Source organism: Acinetobacter kanungonis (assembly GCF_009939195.1).
GTDB lineage: Bacteria > Pseudomonadota > Gammaproteobacteria > Pseudomonadales > Moraxellaceae > Acinetobacter > Acinetobacter kanungonis.
On sequence record NZ_JAACKC010000004.1, the window covers coordinates 114690 to 133701 of the forward strand.

23 protein-coding genes are annotated in these 19012 nt (G+C 42.6%); 15 read left to right on the forward strand and 8 right to left on the reverse strand.

From position 1 onward, the window contains the following. Positions 1-52: 52 nt before the first annotated feature. The 4 genes from GWK51_RS08780 to pabC all read right to left on the reverse strand — a co-directional run bounded on the left by GWK51_RS08780 (position 53) and on the right by pabC (position 3055). The gene (locus tag GWK51_RS08780; protein ID WP_161933704.1) at positions 53-478 is read right to left on the reverse strand and encodes a PaaI family thioesterase; all 426 of its coding nucleotides are present in this window, start codon (positions 476-478) and stop codon (positions 53-55) included. Positions 479-567: 89 nt separating this feature from the next. Next, positions 568-1167: a dTMP kinase gene (tmk, locus tag GWK51_RS08785; RefSeq protein ID WP_161933416.1), complete on the reverse strand. Its 600-nt coding sequence runs from the start codon at positions 1165-1167 to the stop codon at positions 568-570. A 3-nt stretch (positions 1168-1170) separates the two neighbouring features. After that, the gene (gene mltG, locus GWK51_RS08790) at positions 1171-2235 is read right to left on the reverse strand and encodes an endolytic transglycosylase MltG (protein ID WP_161933417.1); all 1065 of its coding nucleotides are present in this window, start codon (positions 2233-2235) and stop codon (positions 1171-1173) included. A gap of 7 nt (positions 2236-2242) precedes the next feature. Continuing rightward, the gene (gene pabC, locus GWK51_RS08795; RefSeq protein ID WP_161933418.1) at positions 2243-3055 is read right to left on the reverse strand and encodes an aminodeoxychorismate lyase; all 813 of its coding nucleotides are present in this window, start codon (positions 3053-3055) and stop codon (positions 2243-2245) included. A gap of 161 nt (positions 3056-3216) precedes the next feature. On the opposite strand from pabC, the gene GWK51_RS08800 reads away from it, so the two are divergent. The 7 genes from GWK51_RS08800 to GWK51_RS08830 all read left to right on the forward strand — a co-directional run bounded on the left by GWK51_RS08800 (position 3217) and on the right by GWK51_RS08830 (position 10088). Then, entirely contained in the window at positions 3217-4227 is a 1011-nt protein-coding gene (locus tag GWK51_RS08800) for a sulfate ABC transporter substrate-binding protein (RefSeq protein WP_161933419.1), read from the forward strand. 30 nt (positions 4228-4257) lie between these two features. Next, the gene (locus GWK51_RS08805; RefSeq protein ID WP_161933420.1) at positions 4258-4863 is read left to right on the forward strand and encodes an RBBP9/YdeN family alpha/beta hydrolase; all 606 of its coding nucleotides are present in this window, start codon (positions 4258-4260) and stop codon (positions 4861-4863) included. Positions 4864-4938: 75 nt separating this feature from the next. Further along, a complete protein-coding gene (cysT, locus tag GWK51_RS08810) occupies positions 4939-5772 on the forward strand; it encodes a sulfate ABC transporter permease subunit CysT (RefSeq protein WP_161933421.1) in 834 nt (277 codons plus the stop codon). Then, a complete protein-coding gene (gene cysW, locus GWK51_RS08815) occupies positions 5769-6650 on the forward strand; it encodes a sulfate ABC transporter permease subunit CysW (RefSeq protein ID WP_161933422.1) in 882 nt (293 codons plus the stop codon). Before cysT ends, cysW begins: the two co-directional genes overlap by 4 nt. A 14-nt stretch (positions 6651-6664) precedes the next feature. Then, the gene (locus GWK51_RS08820; RefSeq protein ID WP_161933423.1) at positions 6665-7726 is read left to right on the forward strand and encodes a sulfate/molybdate ABC transporter ATP-binding protein; all 1062 of its coding nucleotides are present in this window, start codon (positions 6665-6667) and stop codon (positions 7724-7726) included. Positions 7727-7775: 49 nt separating this feature from the next. Next, on the forward strand, positions 7776-8699 hold the full coding sequence (locus GWK51_RS08825; protein ID WP_161933424.1) for a CysB family HTH-type transcriptional regulator: 924 nt from the start codon (positions 7776-7778) through the stop codon (positions 8697-8699). 180 nt (positions 8700-8879) lie between these two features. Beyond that, positions 8880-10088: an OmpP1/FadL family transporter gene (locus tag GWK51_RS08830; RefSeq protein ID WP_235941113.1), complete on the forward strand. Its 1209-nt coding sequence runs from the start codon at positions 8880-8882 to the stop codon at positions 10086-10088. 63 nt (positions 10089-10151) lie between these two features. On the opposite strand, the gene carO is transcribed toward GWK51_RS08830, so the two are convergent. Continuing rightward, entirely contained in the window at positions 10152-10859 is a 708-nt protein-coding gene (gene carO, locus GWK51_RS08835) for an ornithine uptake porin CarO (protein ID WP_161933425.1), read from the reverse strand. 292 nt (positions 10860-11151) lie between these two features. On the opposite strand from carO, the gene dapD reads away from it, so the two are divergent. The 6 genes from dapD (at position 11152) to GWK51_RS08865 (ending at position 15122) form a co-directional block, all read left to right on the forward strand. Further along, positions 11152-11973, forward strand: a complete 822-nt coding sequence (dapD, locus tag GWK51_RS08840) for a 2,3,4,5-tetrahydropyridine-2,6-dicarboxylate N-succinyltransferase (RefSeq protein WP_100241329.1) — start codon at positions 11152-11154, stop codon at positions 11971-11973. Between the two features lie 82 nt (positions 11974-12055). Then, on the forward strand, positions 12056-12766 hold the full coding sequence (gene queE / locus GWK51_RS08845; protein WP_142768205.1) for a 7-carboxy-7-deazaguanine synthase QueE: 711 nt from the start codon (positions 12056-12058) through the stop codon (positions 12764-12766). Between the two features lie 29 nt (positions 12767-12795). Further along, a complete protein-coding gene (queC, locus tag GWK51_RS08850) occupies positions 12796-13464 on the forward strand; it encodes a 7-cyano-7-deazaguanine synthase QueC (RefSeq protein WP_100241331.1) in 669 nt (222 codons plus the stop codon). Positions 13465-13480: 16 nt separating this feature from the next. Beyond that, positions 13481-13891: a hypothetical protein gene (locus GWK51_RS08855; RefSeq protein ID WP_100241332.1), complete on the forward strand. Its 411-nt coding sequence runs from the start codon at positions 13481-13483 to the stop codon at positions 13889-13891. Positions 13892-13961: 70 nt separating this feature from the next. After that, positions 13962-14660 (forward strand): Dph6-related ATP pyrophosphatase, encoded by a 699-nt coding sequence (locus GWK51_RS08860; protein WP_161933426.1) that lies wholly within the window; start codon positions 13962-13964, stop codon positions 14658-14660. A gap of 3 nt (positions 14661-14663) precedes the next feature. Next, on the forward strand, positions 14664-15122 hold the full coding sequence (locus tag GWK51_RS08865) for a peroxiredoxin (RefSeq protein ID WP_161933427.1): 459 nt from the start codon (positions 14664-14666) through the stop codon (positions 15120-15122). A 46-nt stretch (positions 15123-15168) separates the two neighbouring features. Here GWK51_RS08865 and GWK51_RS08870 read toward each other — a convergent pair whose 3' ends face one another. After that, positions 15169-15774: a LysE/ArgO family amino acid transporter gene (locus tag GWK51_RS08870; RefSeq protein WP_100241335.1), complete on the reverse strand. Its 606-nt coding sequence runs from the start codon at positions 15772-15774 to the stop codon at positions 15169-15171. Between the two features lie 138 nt (positions 15775-15912). Here GWK51_RS08870 and GWK51_RS08875 point away from each other — a divergent pair, with 138 nt between their 5' ends. After that, a complete protein-coding gene (locus GWK51_RS08875; protein WP_161933428.1) occupies positions 15913-16824 on the forward strand; it encodes a LysR family transcriptional regulator ArgP in 912 nt (303 codons plus the stop codon). Positions 16825-16858: 34 nt separating this feature from the next. On the opposite strand, the gene GWK51_RS08880 is transcribed toward GWK51_RS08875, so the two are convergent. Together GWK51_RS08880 and GWK51_RS08885 are read right to left on the reverse strand one after the other, a co-directional pair. Next, entirely contained in the window at positions 16859-17398 is a 540-nt protein-coding gene (locus GWK51_RS08880; protein ID WP_161933706.1) for a YceI family protein, read from the reverse strand. Between the two features lie 88 nt (positions 17399-17486). Next, positions 17487-18056 carry a nicotinate-nicotinamide nucleotide adenylyltransferase gene (locus GWK51_RS08885; RefSeq protein WP_161933429.1) on the reverse strand — a complete coding sequence of 190 codons (570 nt, stop codon included), beginning with the start codon at positions 18054-18056 and terminating at the stop codon, positions 17487-17489. Positions 18057-18160: 104 nt separating this feature from the next. On the opposite strand from GWK51_RS08885, the gene GWK51_RS08890 reads away from it, so the two are divergent. Continuing rightward, the gene (locus GWK51_RS08890) at positions 18161-18961 is read left to right on the forward strand and encodes an enoyl-CoA hydratase-related protein (RefSeq protein WP_100241338.1); all 801 of its coding nucleotides are present in this window, start codon (positions 18161-18163) and stop codon (positions 18959-18961) included. Positions 18962-19012 lie beyond the last annotated feature (51 nt).

Below are 19012 nucleotides of genomic sequence, written 5' to 3' on the forward strand. Positions count from 1 at the left end.
CTGTGTTTTAAGTAATTCCATTGAAGATTAAAACAATTAACCCAATGTGTCGTTATATGACCGTGCGCTGCGGTGGTACTGAATAAGTTCCTGTGACATGCGCCACGGGTTCATCTTCATTGACTGAATAAATCCAAACCTCACCCACGATTAAGGCTTTGCCCACTTTCATCAGTTTGCAGACGCCGCGCAAATCTTGTGAAGCTGCGGGTTTACGCAAAAAATTGATATTCAAATTGGTGGTAACGGTTAGCCCGACAATACCGATCTCGCCCAGTATCGCAATATACAAGGCATAATCTGCAACCGTCATCATGGTCGGTCCCGACACCGTCACGCCTGGACGTAAATCACGTTCATCTATGTGATATAGAACCGTTGCTCCGCGATCCATCACGGATTCAATGTCACATTTTTCTAAACTTTGTGGAAAATGTTGCATCAAAAACTGAATAATTTCAGCTTGTTTACTTTGCATATTCATTGCGTATTGTTATCCGTATTCCCTATACGATCATCACTATAAAAGATTATGGAATGATCGACACTAGGAAATTCGATCAACCCCTAGACCAAATATGACAAAGCTTGAGCAAAGACTTGTTCTGGCGTTTGGGTCGCATCTAAACGCTTCATGCGTTCAGGTTGTTGTTCCCATAAGGTTTGATAACCCGCACGAACTTTTTCAAAGAAACTGACTTTTTCTTGCTCAAAACGATCCAAAGCACCACGTTCACGGGCACGCGCCATACCTGTTTCAATTGGAGCATCCAGCCAAAACGTAATATTGGGCATATGAGAAACAAAATGGTCGTTTAATAAGTTTAATTTGCTCTGATCTAAGCCACGACCTGAACATTGATAAGCAAAACTGGCATCGGTAAAACGGTCACATAACACTGTTTTACCTGCCTCTAAAGCAGGCACGATCACTTGCTGTAAATGCTGTGCACGAGCTGCATATATCAACAAGAGTTCAGTGTCATTCGACATCAATTCATCATGATTCACGGCAAGCAGTAGACTGCGAATTTGCTCAGCCATTGGCGTTCCACCTGGCTCACGCGTTAGCACGACATCTTTGCCTTGCTGTTGAAAATGCTCATGAATTTTACGAATCAGAGTGGTTTTCCCGACACCTTCCGTGCCTTCAAAACTAATAAACATGTCTCACTCCTGCTTCGACTTTAAAACGTTTAAATACTCTTTGACCGCGCGATTGTGTTGTTCCAGTGTCGCGCTAAATTTATGTCCACCATTGCCCGTTGCAACAAAATAAATATTGTCAGCATTGTCGGGATGCATCGCGGCTTCAATGGCCTTTTTACTTGGTAATGCGATTGGTGTTGGCGGCAAGCCACTCATAGTGTAGGTGTTATATGCGGTCGGTGTTCTTAAATCCTGACGAGTAATATTGCCCTGATAACGATCTCCCATCCCGTAAATGACAGTCGGATCAGTTTGTAATCGCATTCCTTTTTGCAAGCGACGCACAAACACTCCAGACACCTGTTCTAACTCATTGTCCAGACTGGTTTCTTTTTCAACAATAGACGCCATAATCAGCGCTTCATATTTATCTTTATACGGTAAATTTGGGGCGCGTTTTTCCCATGCCTGATCTAGATTCTTCATTTGGCGACGGTACAAATCGGTTAAAATCTTCTTGTCCGACTCGCCTTTGTTAAAGAAATAGGTATCAGGCGCAAATAGCCCTTCAGGATGCGAATATGGAATATTGAGCGCCTGTAACATCTCCGCTTGCGGTAAATTCGAAATTTCCTTGGTCACCATCGAATTTTGTTTTAACTGTTCAATCAGTTGCTTAAAGGTCGTGCCCTCAATCACCAAGACCCGATTCATCTGTGCATTTTCAGCGTTAGAAACCAATTCCAATACCTGACGTACACTCATGCCCTGATGAATTTCATACACGCCCGCTTTTAAGCTGTCATGAATCATCACTTTTTGATAGAGCTTTAAAATGATTGGAAAATGAATCTTACTTTCTTTCGACCAACGATCAATCAAGCCTGAATAACTATCGCCCTGCCCAATCGCCAACAGCTGCTTTTTCCCTTCCACAGGATAAGCCTTAAACAAGCTTGACCAAAGTACTGTGACGACAACCACAAGGAATAGCCCAATAAAAATTCCCCATTTTTTTGCGGAGAATTTTGAAGTCGACGTGCTTTTCTTTGCAGGCTTTTTTTTCGGTTTTGGTTTACTGCTCATAATAAAATTAGGCTATCTGATTAAATTTTAAGGTATTAAAAAGTTCAATACAGGGTTCAACCATTAAAGTTTGCTGATCCAACTCTGTGGCAATTTTCATAGGTTGCAAGGCATTACAGAAAAACAGACTCTGGATATTTGGAATCTCTATGGCATCGACCAAACGCTGCTCACATTGAATCCCCTGCTGCTGCATACGACCAAGAATCTCAGCACGCATGACACCATGCACGCCATTATAACGAAGTTCAGGCGTAATCCATGTGTCATTTATGCGAAAGAAGCAATTACTGCTTACACCTTCTACAACTAAACCCTGAACATCCAGCACCAAGGCTTCTAACCAGCCACGTTGATCGGCTTCCTGTTTTAGCAAGACCTGCTCTATGCGGTTTAAACTTTTGATGCCAACCAAGTTTGGCATACTCAAGCCCATTACCGACTGTAAGACACCTGATTGAATTTTTTCATAATGGAAACGCTCAACCGTTTTAGGATAATAAAACACCCATAAATCGGCTGGATGATTCGGCAAGCTATAACCACGTTGCCCTTCACCACGACTGATAATCACCTTCAACGTGCCATTTAGATCAGAGCATTGCTGCTGCATTAATGCCAATGTAGTTGCAATAACATCCCAATCAACATCCAGCGATAAACGTTCACAAGCCAGCTTTAAACGCCTGTAATGCAAGGCTTCCAGCTCAATTTTACTCTCGACAATGCGTGCCGTGGTAAAGCAACCATCACCATAGTGAAAAGCTCGATCAAGCAAAGCAATGTCTTTGACTTCTTGCGTATTTTTAAAACAGAGCATGATTGAACGGTCCTTTTGATCCTGCCGTAGTGTAGGCAGTCTAGTTTAAATTTTATTGCTTTTTTATTCATATAAAATTCGTTTTTTATTATTTTTTTTGCAAAAAACTCAGCGTTATTCTTGCCTCATAGCACAAACACACAGAATTACTGAGGCAACACATGCGCTTTTCTAGCTTAAAACTTGGGGTGATCGCTGCACTGATTTCCATCACTTCCGTGAATGCATCGGCACGAGATTTCTTAAACGTTTCTTATGATCCTACTCGCGAACTCTACGATGATGTCAACAAACAGTTTGGCAAATACTGGCAGAGCCGTACTGGTCAACAGGTCAATTTCAAACAATCTCACGGGGGTTCAGGCAAACAAGCCCGTGCTGTGATTGATGGACTTGAAGCCGATGTCGTGACTTTAGCACTGGCTGCCGATATTGACGTGATTGCAGAGAAAGCTAAATTGCTGCCAACAGACTGGCAGAAAAAACTGCCTCAAAACTCCACCCCTTATACCTCGACCATCGTCTTTTTAGTCCGTAAAGGCAATCCTAAAGGCATTAAAGATTGGGGGGACTTGGTCAAACCCAATGTGGGCATTATTACCCCAAACCCGAAAACCTCGGGTGGTGCACGCTGGAATTATCTAGCCGCTTGGGCTTGGGCAAAACACCAACCCAATGGCAATGATGCCAAAGCACAAGAATTTGTCCGCCAAATTTATAAAAACACCAAAGTGCTGGATTCAGGCGCTCGCGGTGCAACCACAACCTTTGCTGAACGTGGCATAGGTGATGTGTTGCTGGCTTGGGAAAATGAAGCTTATCTTGCGGTACGTGAACAACCGGGCAAATTTGAAATTGTGACGCCATCTTTATCAATTCTGGCTGAACCACCAGTGGCGATTGTTGAAAAAAATGTGAACAAGCATGGCACGCAATATCTGGCGCAGGGCTATTTAAACTTTTTGTATTCACCACTTGGACAACAATTGGCAGCCAAACATTTTTATCGTCCACGAAATGCCACAATCTTGGCGCAGTACAAAAATGTATTTAAGCCTTTAAAACTGGTCACGATTGATCAGGAGTTCGGTGGCTGGGCAAAAGTTCAAAAGCAACACTTTGAAAATGGTGGTGTATTCGATCAGATCGTGAAAGCCAACAACGCTAAATAATCGATCATATATTCACGAAGGAGCAACGTCATGATTCATACCGTTATCGTACCGGGTGTAGGTGGTAGTGAAGCACAGCACTGGCAGTCTTGGTTACAACGTAATCTCATGTCTTGCTCTCGTGTGCATCAGGCTGACTGGAACCAGCCAATCTTGCACGACTGGATTGCACAATTTGTTAAGACACTAAAACCGATTCAAAGTGACCTTCAGATTGTGGCGCATAGCTTTGGGTGTTTAACCACTGTAGCAGCATTGGCACTGCATCCTGAACTCACAAAACGTGTGAAAAATTTGGTTTTGGTGGCACCTGCCAATCCTGCCCGTTTTGGTGAAGCAGGTTTCGCGAGAGACAGCCAACAGGATTATCAAGCATTTTTTCAGCAACTGAAGATTCAAGTTCCGACCACAATGCTGATCAGTGAAAACGACCCATGGTTAAGCTTTGCAGATGCTCAGCAACTGGCACAGCACTGGAATTTGAAACCAATCAATTTAGGTCAAGTCGGTCATATCAATGTGGCATCAGGCTTCGGTCCATTTCCTGAAATCTATGACTACCTGATTCCAGAACAGTCTATGTCTCGAATGCGACTGTCTAATGACTCCCCCCATTTTCTAAACTATGCACTCTAAGGTCTGCATAAGTTAATTCACAAATTATTTGGCTGATTTTATTGGATCAGTCTGCTCAAGTTTTGAGGAATTGTTATGTTGCAGCGATCCCGAGTGCTGCCAGGGTTTGGACTTTCGCTAGGTTTTACCCTCGCTTATTTATCTTTAATCGTACTGATTCCACTTTCAGCCGTTTTTATTAAATCTTTAGACATTGGTTGGACAGGTTTATGGGAAATTTTAAGTTCTGAACGGATTTTAAAATCCCTGCAACTCAGCTTTAGCACGGCGTTATTAGCTGCGTTCATTAATGTGATCTTCGGCTTATTACTCGCATGGTGCTTGGTACGTTACCGTTTTCCGGGGAAACGTATTGTCGATGCCTTGGTCGATTTACCGTTTGCCCTACCCACTGCGGTGGCAGGTATCGCCTTAACCTCGCTCTATGCACCAACAGGCTGGGTCGGACAATATCTTGATCCTTTAGGCATTCAGGTGGCTTATACCCCGATCGGCATTACCATGGCCCTGATTTTCATTGGCATTCCCTTTGTGGTTCGGACTGTTCAACCCGTATTAAGCGATTTAGAAACCGAACTTGAAGAAGCAGCTTCAGCCTTAGGTGCTAATCGTCTACAAATTGTGACCAAAATTATTTTACCAATTTTGTTCCCTGCCTTACTCACAGGTTTTGCATTGGCCTTTGCACGTGGTGTTGGTGAATATGGATCCGTGATTTTTATTGCAGGCAATCAGCCATTCAAAACCGAGATTGCGCCACTCATGATCATCTCACGCTTAGAAGAATATGATTATGCAGGTGCAACGACCATTGCCGTGGTGATGCTGCTCATTTCATTCGCACTATTGTTTTTAATCAACTTATTACAAGCATGGGCAAGCCGTCGTACAGGGAGAACAGCAATATGAGCTCAGTGACCAATGGCAATGCTTTTGCTGAACGCTTGCAATCTCGTGATGCCACTCGCGAACCCGTTTGGGTACGCTACACCTTACTCAGCATTGCCTTAATCTTCTTTTTAAGCTGCTTAATGCTGCCTTTAATTCTGGTTTTTGTTGAAGCACTTAAGCAAGGTGTTGCTGTGTATGTTCAGGCTTTAATCGATCCTGACACCTTATCTGCCGTCAAATTAACCTTACTCACGGCTGCTATTGCCGTTCCACTGAATGTGGTGTTTGGTGTCGCCGCAGCATGGTCGGTCGCCAAGTTTAATTTCCGTGGCAAATCGATTTTAACCACCTTAATTGATCTGCCATTTTCAGTTTCCCCTGTGATTGCAGGTTTAATGCTGGTACTGATTTTTGGTACTCAGGGCTGGATGGGGAGCTGGTTACTAGATCATGACATTAAAGTTCTGTATGCCGTACCTGCCATTGTCTTAGCGACCGTGTTTATTACGGTTCCTTTTGTGGCACGTGAACTAATTCCACTGATGGAAGCACAAGGTACGGAAGAAGAAGAAGCTGCGATGGTACTTGGCGCTTCAGGTTGGCAAACCTTTTGGAAAGTGACTTTACCCAACATTAAATGGGGTCTGATTTACGGCGTGATCCTGTGTAATGCGCGAGCGATGGGTGAGTTTGGTGCGGTATCCGTGGTCTCTGGACATATTCGAGGCGAAACCAACACCTTACCGCTGCATGTTGAAATTCTTTATAACGAGTACACCTTTAGCGCGGCTTTTGCAGTGTCCTCCTTACTGGCTTTACTGGCAATTGTGACCTTAATTTTAAAAACATGGGTCGAGTATCGTCAGGAAAAACAGAACCATAGTTCAAGTATTTAAATAGGAATGAAGCCATGAGTATTCAAGTAAAAAATATTGAAAAACACTTCGGTGCATTCCATGCACTAAAAAATATTTCTTTAGATTTCCCTGAGGGGCAATTGGTTGCTCTTTTAGGACCCTCTGGCTGCGGCAAGACCACCCTACTCCGCATTATTGCAGGTTTAGAATCAGCAGATGGCGGGCAAGTCATTTTAGAAGGTCAAGATGCCACCGATGTGCATGTACGTGAACGTCAAGTGGGTTTTGTGTTCCAACATTATGCATTGTTCCGTCACATGACTGTATTTGACAATATTGCCTTTGGTTTGCGTGTACGTCCACGTGCGACACGTCCTTCAGAAGCTGAAATTAAAAAACGCGTGACACGTTTACTGGATTTGGTACAACTGGGTTTCTTGGCAGATCGCTATCCTGCACAACTTTCAGGGGGACAACGCCAACGTATTGCCTTGGCACGTGCCTTAGCTGTTGAACCACGCGTCCTGTTATTAGATGAACCTTTTGGTGCTCTGGATGCCAAAGTACGTAAAGAACTGCGTCGTTGGTTACGTACCTTGCATGATGAACTGCACATCACCTCAATTTTTGTGACCCATGATCAGGAAGAAGCACTTGAAGTTGCTGACCAGATTATTGTGATGAACAAAGGTAATGTGGAGCAGATTGGTTCACCACGTGAAGTCTATGAAAAACCTGCGACGCCATTCGTCTTCGACTTTTTGGGTCAGGCGAACCGCTTTGAAGGACATCATCATCAAGGCATGATTCAACTCGGTGAAGATCGTATTCATTTGGATACAGCGCAACATGCACCGCATGGTAATGTGATTGCCTTTGCCCGACCGAATGAATTACGCATTCATACCCAGCCACAGGACAATGCCATTCAAGCCACTTTTTTACGTGAAATTTGGATTGCGGGTAAAGTTTTGGCAGAGTTACAAGACCGTCAGGGCAACCTGATTGAAATCACACTCAGCCCAGAAGAGTCAAAATTACATCAATTTAGACCAAATCAAACTGTTTGGTTAAGTGCAACTGCATTACACTTATTCGAAAATCAAGTCGCATAGAGACATTTAGGTGAGGCATCTCCACCTCACCGCTTTAAGGTATAGAGAAATGAATTTCCAACAACTCAGAATTATTCGAGAAACAGTGCGACAGAACTTCAATTTGACCGAAGCATCTGCAGCGTTATACACCTCTCAATCTGGGGTCAGTAAACATATTAAAGATCTGGAAGATGAATTAGGGGTACAGCTATTTATCCGTAAAGGCAAACGTCTACTCGGTTTAACCGAACCAGGACAAGCCTTGCTCGGCATTGTTGAACGCATGCTGGTGGATGCTGACAACATTAAACGTCTAGCTGATGACTTTAATAAAGTCGATGAAGGTACCTTAACCATCGCGACCACGCATACTCAAGCACGATATGTCCTGCCACCAATCGTCAACTTATTTAAAAAAGAGTTTCCGAAGGTTCACTTGATTTTGCAACAAGCTAGCCCAGTTGAAATTACCGAAATGTTGTTACAAGGCGAAGCGGATATTGGGATTGCGACTGAATCACTAACCACTGAGGATAATCTTGCAAGCGTACCGTTTTATAACTGGCAGCACTGCATTATTACCCCGCAGCAACATGAGTTAGCGCAAAAAGAAAAAATTGAGTTGGCTGATTTGGCGCAATACCCATTGATTACCTATCACGGCGGTTTCACAGGTCGTTCTAAAATTGACAAAGCTTTTGAAGCAGCGCATATCGATGCCGATATCGTAATGTCTGCCCTCGATGCCGATGTCATCAAGACCTATGTCGAGCTAGGCATGGGGGTCGGTATTGTCAACAATGTCGCTTATGACGCTGAACGTGACTATCGTTTGAAGCAAATTCAAACTGATATTTTCGGCATCAACACCACATGGTTGGCTGTGCGTAAAGGACATCTCCTTCGTGGCTATGGTTATGAGTTTATTTCTCTATGCTCACCTGAAACCGATATCAAAGCCTTGAAAAAAGTCGCTTATCCTGAAGAATAAAACCTGCAATGAAGGCAATTTATTATTGCCTTCATTTTCTTTACGCCTGTTATAAGCTAAATCAATCATCAAAAATGCGAAAAATATAAAACTCTTGCTTCATTTTGCAGAATTCACCACAATAAAACCGCTCGCACACAAAACAAAACTTCATTTAATAATAATTCAAGGTATTTCAATATGTGGGTGATTCGAATCTTTGCCTCTATGGTTATCTTTATTCCCCCCACATTGCAGGCGGGTGGCATGGAACTATCAGGTCAGTCCATCTGGTCATTTTATGAAAAAGGCAACTATGCCGAACTCACCGTCGCCCATTTAAATGCAGATATCTCAGGTCAGGTTCAACACCAAGCAGAATTGGCTGAAATTGGAGTCACCGACTTTTCTACAGGAAATTTTGTCGAAGATCGGAATTTTGTACAGGCAGCTTTAAAATTTCAGCCTCATCCAAAAGTGTCTATAGGACTGATCTTTGACCAACCCTTTGGTGTCGATATTCAATACCATTACCGCCCCAATACCGTAATTGGACCAATTGAAATTGAAGCCACTGAAATCGATTTTGACAGCCACAACATCACCAGCCTTGTTGGTTATCAGCTCAATCCCTCATGGCAAGTGTATGCAGGGCTGGGTCTGCAAAGTTTCGAGGGAAATCTAGAAGTTTTTGGGCAAAGCTTTTCTTTCCTGAACGGGTATCGTGCCGAATTTGAAAAAGATTATGCCCTCGGCTGGTTGGCAGGTGCTAGCTATCAAATACCCGAATATGCATTACGTACAAGTCTGACCTATCGCTCGGCAATAAAACATCAAGTTCATGTAAATGAGTCGATACAAAACCAGCCCATCACCTTTACCACAGCAGATAAAACCACAATAGAAACACCTGCCTCAGTCAATCTAGATTTCCAAATGGGACTTTCACAAAGCAATCTACTCTATGCTTCGCTACGTTGGGTGAATTGGAGCGATTACGTTATTCAACCGACCCAGTTTGCCGCCATCATTGCAAGTGCAGCGCAATATGCACCTGAAATTGGTTCCTTCAAAATGATTCAATATCAAGAAGATCAATGGTCTGGGAAAATTGGGATTGCCCATCAAATCAGCCCGCGCTGGGTTTCCACCATCGATGTTGGTTGGGATTCGGGCAGTGGCAATATCGCTTCGACCTTAAGCCCAGTGGATGGTTATTACGGCCTCGGTTTGGGTGCGCTTTATTACTGGCAACCGCAATCTTTTTTTGCCTTGGGAACAAACTATTTACGCTTTAACAAAGCCAAAACCGCACAGGATGCCGAAGCTGAAAGTAAAATTGCGACTTTATATTCGGTCAATCAAAATGATGCTTGGGTGTTTGGTGGGAAAATCGGACATCATTTTTAATATACGTTGTTAAGCAACATTAAAAAACGGGCATTCAGCCCGTTTTTCTATCAAAATTATCATTTAGAAATGATAGCTAACACCGAGTTTCGCCACTGGCATCCACTCATATTTGTCATCATTTGCGACATTACGTTCATGTTCAGCTAGCAATTCCTGATCCGCGGCTGTACCACCAACACCTGTCATTTTGGCTTGTGGATTTCCTGTGTAATAGGCACCGACTTCACCAAATACACCAAACTTGTCATTGATTTTAGGTGCAAAACCTAGACCCAAATATGGCGCAATATCATTGTTGTAGCTGACTTTACCTGTCACAGAATCAAAGCTGGTTTTCGTGCCATCAATTTCAATATTGCCACTACCTGCTTTTGATTTAAGCGTGTATTCACTATCGACATAACCTACACCTGCTGCCATGTAAAGTGAGTTCGCCCACATGTTGGAGCTGGTACCCCAAGGACGCACTTCGGCATTCAAGTAAGTCAGGTTATTTTTCATGTCCATGTCGTATTTAACGCCATCTACAGACAAGTCATCGGACCAAGATACATCACCACCATTATAACCGAGAGTTACACCCACATACGGGTTAGCGGTCCAAGTGACTGCGCCACCATATCCCGTCGTTCCAGCCTCAGCACGTACAGACGTTGGCATAAGCTGATTCGAAACACGACCATCGTTGATCACAGGTTCTTCTGCCATTGCTGTCCCTGCAAAAGCGGTCATTGTTGTTGCAATCGCAATTAAACTTAATTTTTTCATTGCTGGTCTCCTCAGATGATTAAACTTTTTAATCGTGAAGTTGTTTTGATGAACTCATCCTAGACCAGAACATCAGTACTTTTTATGAACGATTTGCTAGGTTTGTGTTAAGTTTTGATACATATTTCAGTAAATTTAGTTTGCAAATAATAATCTGTTTAACAACTTATACAAGTTCACATCGTTTTTTACAGAACTACCTTAATTATAAATTCCGATCTTAAGACGATTTTTCATCTATTTTGGGGCAAATATAGTGTAAAATCTTCAAAATTTTTTTGGAAGGAAGATCATGTCTCAGCTTTCGACAATTATCGAACAAGCCTTTGAAGACCGCGCTAATTTCACAGCAGCGGATTGCTCTGCTGAAATTCGTGATGCAGTTGAACAGGCGATTGCTGGTTTAGACAACGGTACATTACGCGTTGCTGAAAAAATCGACGGTGAATGGGTTGTTCACCAATGGCTTAAAAAAGCAGTGTTGTTATCGTTCAAATTGAACGACAACAAGCCAATTGAGTCTTGTGATCTTCGTTTCTACGACAAAGTTGACACTAAATTCTCTGGTTGGACTGAAGAACAGTTCAAAGCTGCTGGCGTACGTGTTGTGCCACCAGCAGTTGCACGTAAAGGCAGCTTCCAAGCGAAAAACGTGGTGTTAATGCCATCTTATGTCAACATTGGTGCTTATGTAGATGAAGGCACAATGGTTGATACATGGGCAACTGTAGGTTCATGTGCACAAATCGGTAAAAACGTTCACTTGTCTGGTGGCGTAGGTATCGGTGGTGTATTAGAGCCTTTACAAGCGAACCCGACCATTATTGAAGACAACTGCTTCATCGGTGCACGTTCTGAAATCGTTGAAGGCGTAATTGTTGAAGAAGGTTCTGTTATTTCAATGGGTGTATTCATTGGTCAATCAACCAAGATTTATGACCGTGAAACTGGCGAAATCCACTATGGTCGCGTACCAGCAGGTTCTGTTGTTGTTTCTGGTAGCCTTCCTTCTAAATGCGGTACTTACAGCTTATATGCTGCAATTATCGTGAAAAAAGTTGACGCGAAAACTCGTGCGAAAACGAGCTTGAACGAATTATTACGCGAAGACTAATTTTTCAAAATGCTTTTCGGTCTCTACGATCAGTCATGATCGTAGAGATTTTTATTTTTCTATCTTGTGGTTATCTTGTGCTATGAATACTCTCCGATCTTCGGCTATTCCTGTTTCTGATCCGGCTGCGGGCTTACGCATCACGGAGATTTTCTATTCATTACAAGGTGAAGCCAATACAGCAGGACTTCCAACGGTATTTATCCGTTTAACGGGCTGTCCGTTACGTTGTACTTATTGTGATACCACCTACTCGTTTGAAGGTGGCGAGCGCCAATCGCTCGAACAGATTATTCAAACCACGCTGGACTTTAAAACACCGTATGTGTGTGTCACAGGTGGCGAGCCACTGGCTCAACCGAATGCATTACCCTTAATGACCCGTCTTGCCGATTTAGGCTGTGAGGTATCATTAGAAACCAGCGGTGCTTTAGATGTGTCTAAAGTCGACCCGCGTGTTTCCAAAGTTTTAGACCTTAAAACTCCAACTTCAGGTGAAGAACAACGTAATTTAATGTCTAACCTTGATCACTTAACTCAGCATGATCAGATTAAATTCGTGATTTGTAACCGTGAAGACTATGAATGGTCAAAACAACAGCTTGCCCAGTATCAACTACAGGATAAAGTCAGTACCGTTTGGTTCTCCCCTGCTTTTGCTGTAGAAAAAGGTGCTGCGCGCTTACCTCAACTTGCGCGTGACTTAGCGCAATGGATTTTAGAAGACCATCTCCCTGTTCGTTTCCAGCTCCAGCTACATAAACTGTTGTGGAACGATGAAACTGGTCGTTAATTGCTTTTAGATATTTAGGAGATTCACATATGCGCACTCGTGCCATAGTCTTGTTATCTGGCGGTTTAGACTCAACTACTTGTTTAGCTTGGGCGCAAGCACGTTATGAATGCATGGCGATTAGCTTCATGTATGGTCAACGCTCTACCACAGAACTTGATGCTGCAAAAGCCTTAGCGCAACGTGCTGGTGTTGAACATCGTATTATTAATATTGATTTAAGTAACTTAGGTGGTTCAGCCTTAACTGACCACAGTATTGATGTACCAGAACAGCTGCAAGAAGGTATTCCTGTAACTTATGTTCCAGCACGTAACACGATTTTCTTGTCATATGCCCTAGCTGCTGCTGAAGTATTTGGTGCTGAAGCGATTGTAATTGGCGTGAATGCCGTTGATTATTCAGGCTATCCTGACTGCCGCCCAGAATATATTGAAGCTTTTGCTAACATGGCACGCTTGGCAACCAAAGTGGGTGTGGAAGGAAAACCTCTTAAATTTGAAACACCTCTGTTACATTTATCCAAAGCAAATATCATTCGCTTAGGTATTGAACATGGCGTAGACTATAGTCAAACGGTGTCTTGCTACCAAGCAGATGACCAAGGACGTGCTTGTGGTAAATGCGACAGCTGCCGCTTACGCAAACAAGGCTTTGAAGATGCAGGCGTAGCAGACCCAACACGTTATATACCGTAATAACAGGGTACAGTTTATGAAAAATTTAAAATCAAACATTATTCTTTCTACATTGGTTTCAGCAGCTGCATTGTTTGCAACTGCATCACATGCTGCTGAATCGAACAAACTACAAGAAGCGTATAAAAGCACCAATGTAAAATCTGCGTTAATTAATGTTTGTAAAGAAGAAACAGCCAAAGGTAATAAATTATCAAGTGCTGAAGTAAGCAAATACTGTACTTGTGCAGTGGAAGCAGACGGTAAATTAACCAATGCGCAAAAATGGGAAATTCAAAGCACCATTAACCAAAAGAAAAGTCCGAGTACACTTGCTTTCGTTCAAAAGCAAAACAAAGACTTACAAGCCTGCTTTGGTCCTCAGTTAACCACTAAATTAAAGTCTTTAACTGAAGAAGCAATGAAAAACGCGCAAGCGAAAAAATAATTCGTGAACCGTGAATCAAGCCTGCTTTATGCAGGCTTTTTCTATGCCATAAAATTGAAAGAGCTAAACTATGCTTGTTGAATGGAATACCAATGCTCAAGGTCAAAAATTTGTCGCCTCATATAGTGGCGGTAAAGACAGCAGCCTTGCACTCTACCAAGCCATGCAAATGGGCGAAGCAGTTGCGCTGATTGTGATGCTGGAAGAACAAGGTTTAAAGTCACGCTCACATGGCATGTCACTCGACATCATTCATGCGCAGGCCAAGGCGATTGGACTCCCCATCTTCACGGCTTCGGCGACTTGGCAAGATTATGAAAGTCATTTCATTCAACTCTTGCAAAAAGCCCAAGCCTTAGGTGCAGAGACTTTGGTGACAGGTGATATTGATTTGATGGCGCATGCAGAATGGAATCAGTCAGTATGTGATAAAAGCCAGCTCAGTTTATGCATGCCGCTTTGGCAGCGCCCGCGCCTCGAGATTGTGCAGGAATTTATCTCACTTGGATTTCAAAGCATCATTGTCACGGTTAATTTAAACTTAGGCATGAAAGTTGAAGATTTGGGACAAGTCCTGACACTGGACTATATTCAACAACTTGTAGACCGAGGGATTGACCCTTGCGGTGAAGCGGGTGAGTTTCACACCACCGTAATTGATGGCCCTATTTTCCAACATGCCCTGAATATTGTGAAAGGTGATATTCTCTATCACGAAAACTACGCCTTTTTACCGCTTGAACTAGAACAACACCAGATTGAAGGATAAACCATGACGGATAGCATCCAACTTCCAAATCAAATTTTCCCGACCACCACAGGTGAAGTCAACTTAACTGAAGTCCCAACTGAATGGCTGATTGTGTATTTCTATCCGAAAGATTCAACGCCTGGCTGTACCACTCAGGCAGTTGGCTTTTCTTGTTTAAAAGACCAGTTTGATGCGCTGAATACCACCATCTTTGGGGTTTCTCGTGACTCGGTCAAAGCGCACCAAAACTTCACCGCAAAACAATCGCTCAGCATTAACCTGATCAGTGATAAAGAAGAAGTCCTGTGCAAACACTTTGATGTCATTAAAGAAAAGAATATGTATGGCAAACAAGTGATGGGCATTGAACGCTCAACCTTTATTTTCCATAACGGTAAACTCGTTAAAGAATATCGCAAAGTTAAAGCAGCGGGACATGCTGAGCAAGTGCTTGCAGACTTAAAAGCTCTACAAGCTTAATCAATAAAGCCGCTATCGTTTTCATTCAACGTAGCGGCTTTTATACTTATGCATCCACAATTAATGACAGCGCAATACTCCACATAATCAGGGCAATCAATCCATCCAAAACTTTCCATGCCTTCGGATTTTCAAAAATTGGGGTTAATAGTCGTGCCCCGTAGCCCAAACTAAAAAAGAATAACCAAGATGCCGTGATGGTGCCTAAAGCAAAATAAAGTTTGCTGTGCTCAAATTGAGTTGAAATAGAACCGATCAACACCACGGTATCTAAATACACATGCGGATTCAGCCAAGTTAAAGCCAAACACACCAACAAGATTTGACCCAAATTAGTCTCATTCTGCTGTGCTGCATGTAAACCCTGATTCGATTTAAATGCAGCAAGCAAATGTTGAAAGCCATACCAAAATAAAAATAACGCCCCTGCCCACTTTGCCATACCCAGCACTTCAGGGTAATGCTGAAGCACCACAGAAAAACCCGTAATCCCTAGAAGAATTAAAATAGAATCGGACAATGCACAAACGAAGCAGACCCAAAATACAGACTGTTGCTTTAAACCCTGTTTTAAAACAAACGCATTTTGCGCCCCAATCGCCACGATCAGACTCATACCTATCGCGATCCCTTGTAAATACGTTTGTAGCATGATTTTTCCACTCAGATTTTTTGCTTCATCGCATTATCAAGGATTTTTTATTCAACTAAATAAAACTAAAAAAATATCAATTTAACTCAATTTATCTTAGATTATCAGCATGACTAATGATTAGACCTGAGCTTCTCCATGCTGAATAGTAAACAATGTGACGCCTTCTTAGCTGTCGCTGAAACAGGCAGTTTTGACTTGGCAGCCGAACGTTTATGCATCACTGCTTCGGCAGTGACCATGCGCGTGCAAAGTCTGGAGAAATCTTTAGGTCATTTACTGATTGTACGGGAACGTCCTTGCCGCGCTACTCAGGCAGGCTTATCGTTATTGCACTATTTGCAGCACACAAGGCGATTAGAACAAAACCTGTTACAGGAATTAACGGGGCAAACCCACGAATCGCAATTCTACCAACTCAATATTGCCAGCAATGATGACTCCCTCGCCACGTGGTTACTGCGAGCGATACGTGAAACTCTGTTACGTGAAAAAATTGTGGTACATCTCAAGGTCGATGATCAAACGCAAACCCATCATTTACTTGCGGCAGGTTTGGTGAGTGCCTGCATTTCTACGGAGCAACACGCCATGAAAGGCTGTGTTGCAACACGTTTGGGCAGCATGAATTATCGAATGGTGGCGACCCCTGAATTCACTCGACGCTGGTTTACGCAAGGTTTAAATCGTCAAAGTTTAAGAATGGCGCCAGCCGTGATTTATAATGATAAAGACCATCTACATACCGATATGATTTTGGAAAAATTTGGCTTAACGGTCGAGAGCTATCCACACCACTTTATTCCATCCTCCACCGCTTTTATTGAAGCAATTGAATATGGTTTGGGATTTGGCATGGTGCCTGATTATCAAATTGGGCAACGCCTACAAACAGGAGAATGGGTGGAGCTTTTACCCGATGCGCATATCAATATTCAGTTGTACTGGCATCACTGGAAACAGCAATCCCCGTCGTTGGCACAACTGACACGCGATATTATTGACAAAGCGCCAAGCTATATGAACCAGCAAATGAATACTTCTTTTTAATTGAAACACCTGTAGTACAGAGAATACAAAGTGCTTAGTCGCTGTTTTTCCACTGCCCAATCACCTGAATATTCACTTTTTCCCCAATACCACCCATGGCTTTTTTCATTCCAAAATCACTGCGGCGAATGATGGTATGCGCTTCGACATTGAGCAGGTCTGGATGCTCGGAATGTGGCGTTAATTTGGCATCAAACGTAATGGGACGGGTCACCCCACGTAGGGTTAAATTGCCTAGAATTTGGTAGCGATCATTACCGAGCGTTTTAAATTGGGTACTTTTAAAAGTGGCTGTTTTATATTTGTCTACATAGAACAAATCTGGACCTAAAACCATGGCTTTCAAGGAAGGCTTACTCATGCTGATACTGTTGATATCCAGTACCACCTGAGCATTGGCACGTTCAGGTTGTTCTAGATCAAACTGCATGGTCGACTGAACTTGTTCAAATTGTCCTTTGGCAAAAGTTACCCCAAAAGAATCAATATGAAAGCCGACTTCGGAATCGGAGGTGAGATGCCATACACCCGCTTGGGCAACCTGCATAGACATGACAAAGACACAGGAGTACATCCAAAAAACATGCGGTCTATGCGAGATTTGATGATTAACAGCACTGGTGTTCATGTCCATTCCTCAGCAGAGGAGATGAAACCTTATTTTACTCAAGATTGCTTTTATCTTGGGTCTGGTATTTGTGTTGTAATTGTTGATAAATCGCGCTTTGCTTGAACTTTTGTAAAAACTCAATTGTTCCTTGAGGAAATCGGTCTTCCCAAATTTCACCACGGTAAAAGGCTTCCCGCATTGGCGTCGCCGACATTGCATCTTCCAAACTATCAATTTCCACCATTTCCCATTCTGGAAACAGTTCTAAATAATAAGAAGATTCATCTTTAAAATGACCAATCAATCCCACCTTATGTTCAGGTTGAACCACATTGGCCACCAAGGTTTTCACCAGATTGACCCATTTTTTATCGTTATAAACATCAATCACATGCACAAAACGAATACGCGCTGCATCTTCCTCAGAAAAATTCGATAAAATCATCTGTTCGCGTTCTTGGGCGGTAAATGGATTTTTAATATTGCGTTCCATTTGTGCAGAACCCAAAGCCAAAATCACAGCGTCACTCAGTTCCAGTGCGATTTGAATAGTCCGCATATGTGCCAAGTGGAACGGCTGAAAACGACCAATAAAAACCAGATAATCAAATGTATGTTTCATAGGACATGAACTTTTTTATGAACTCATCAGTAGCACCCTTCTTCATCAAGATACGACATAATGGCACATAAAATTTAACTAAATTTTAAAGCAAGGATAGTACGATGACACTCAGTTGTATTCAACAACCACATGAACATTTAAATGCAAATTTAGACAACGGTATTCTGACTTTAGCCATGAACCGCCCAAAAGCAAAAAATGCACTGTATGGTGAATTGTATCTATGGATTGCAAAGGCCCTTGATGAAGCGGATCAATCTAAAGATGTACGCGTGGTGATTTTACGTGGTGAAGACGCCGATTTCACTGCAGGAAATGACATGCAGGACTTTATGAAATCTGCTGCGCAAAAAGGCCAAGCACCTGCATCTGAAGGTCCTCCATTTATTCTCCTTAAATCTGCTGCCAAGTTTTCAAAACCCTTAATTGCTGCAGTGCGTGGTGTGGCGATTGGCATTGGGGTAACGATACTTTTACATTGCGATTTGGTCTATAGCGACAATACGGCACTCTTTCAAATTCCATTTGTAAGCCTAGGTTTATCACCTGAAGGGGCTTCAAGCAAATTATTGGTTCAGCAAGCGGGCTACCTAAAAGCTTCAGAATTGCTGCTCACTGCGCAAAAATTTGATAGTGCAACTGCTGTTTCTGCAAACCTTGTGAATAGTATTGAAGATGATGTTTATGCGACAGCTGCCAAGAAAGCTGCACAATTGTCTGCGTTACCGCTCGCTTCTTTAGTTCAATCTAAAAGCCTGATGAAGCACAATGTCAATGAAATTGTGGCTTGGATTGACCACGAAGCTGAAATCTTCATGGACCGTGTTGGCTCACCAGAGATGATGGAAGCCGTAGCTGCCTTTATGCAAAAACGTAAACCTGATTTTTCTCAATTTAACTAATTGAGTATCTAAAGGGGCAATTTGCCCCTTTTGTTTTGGCTCACCCAAATA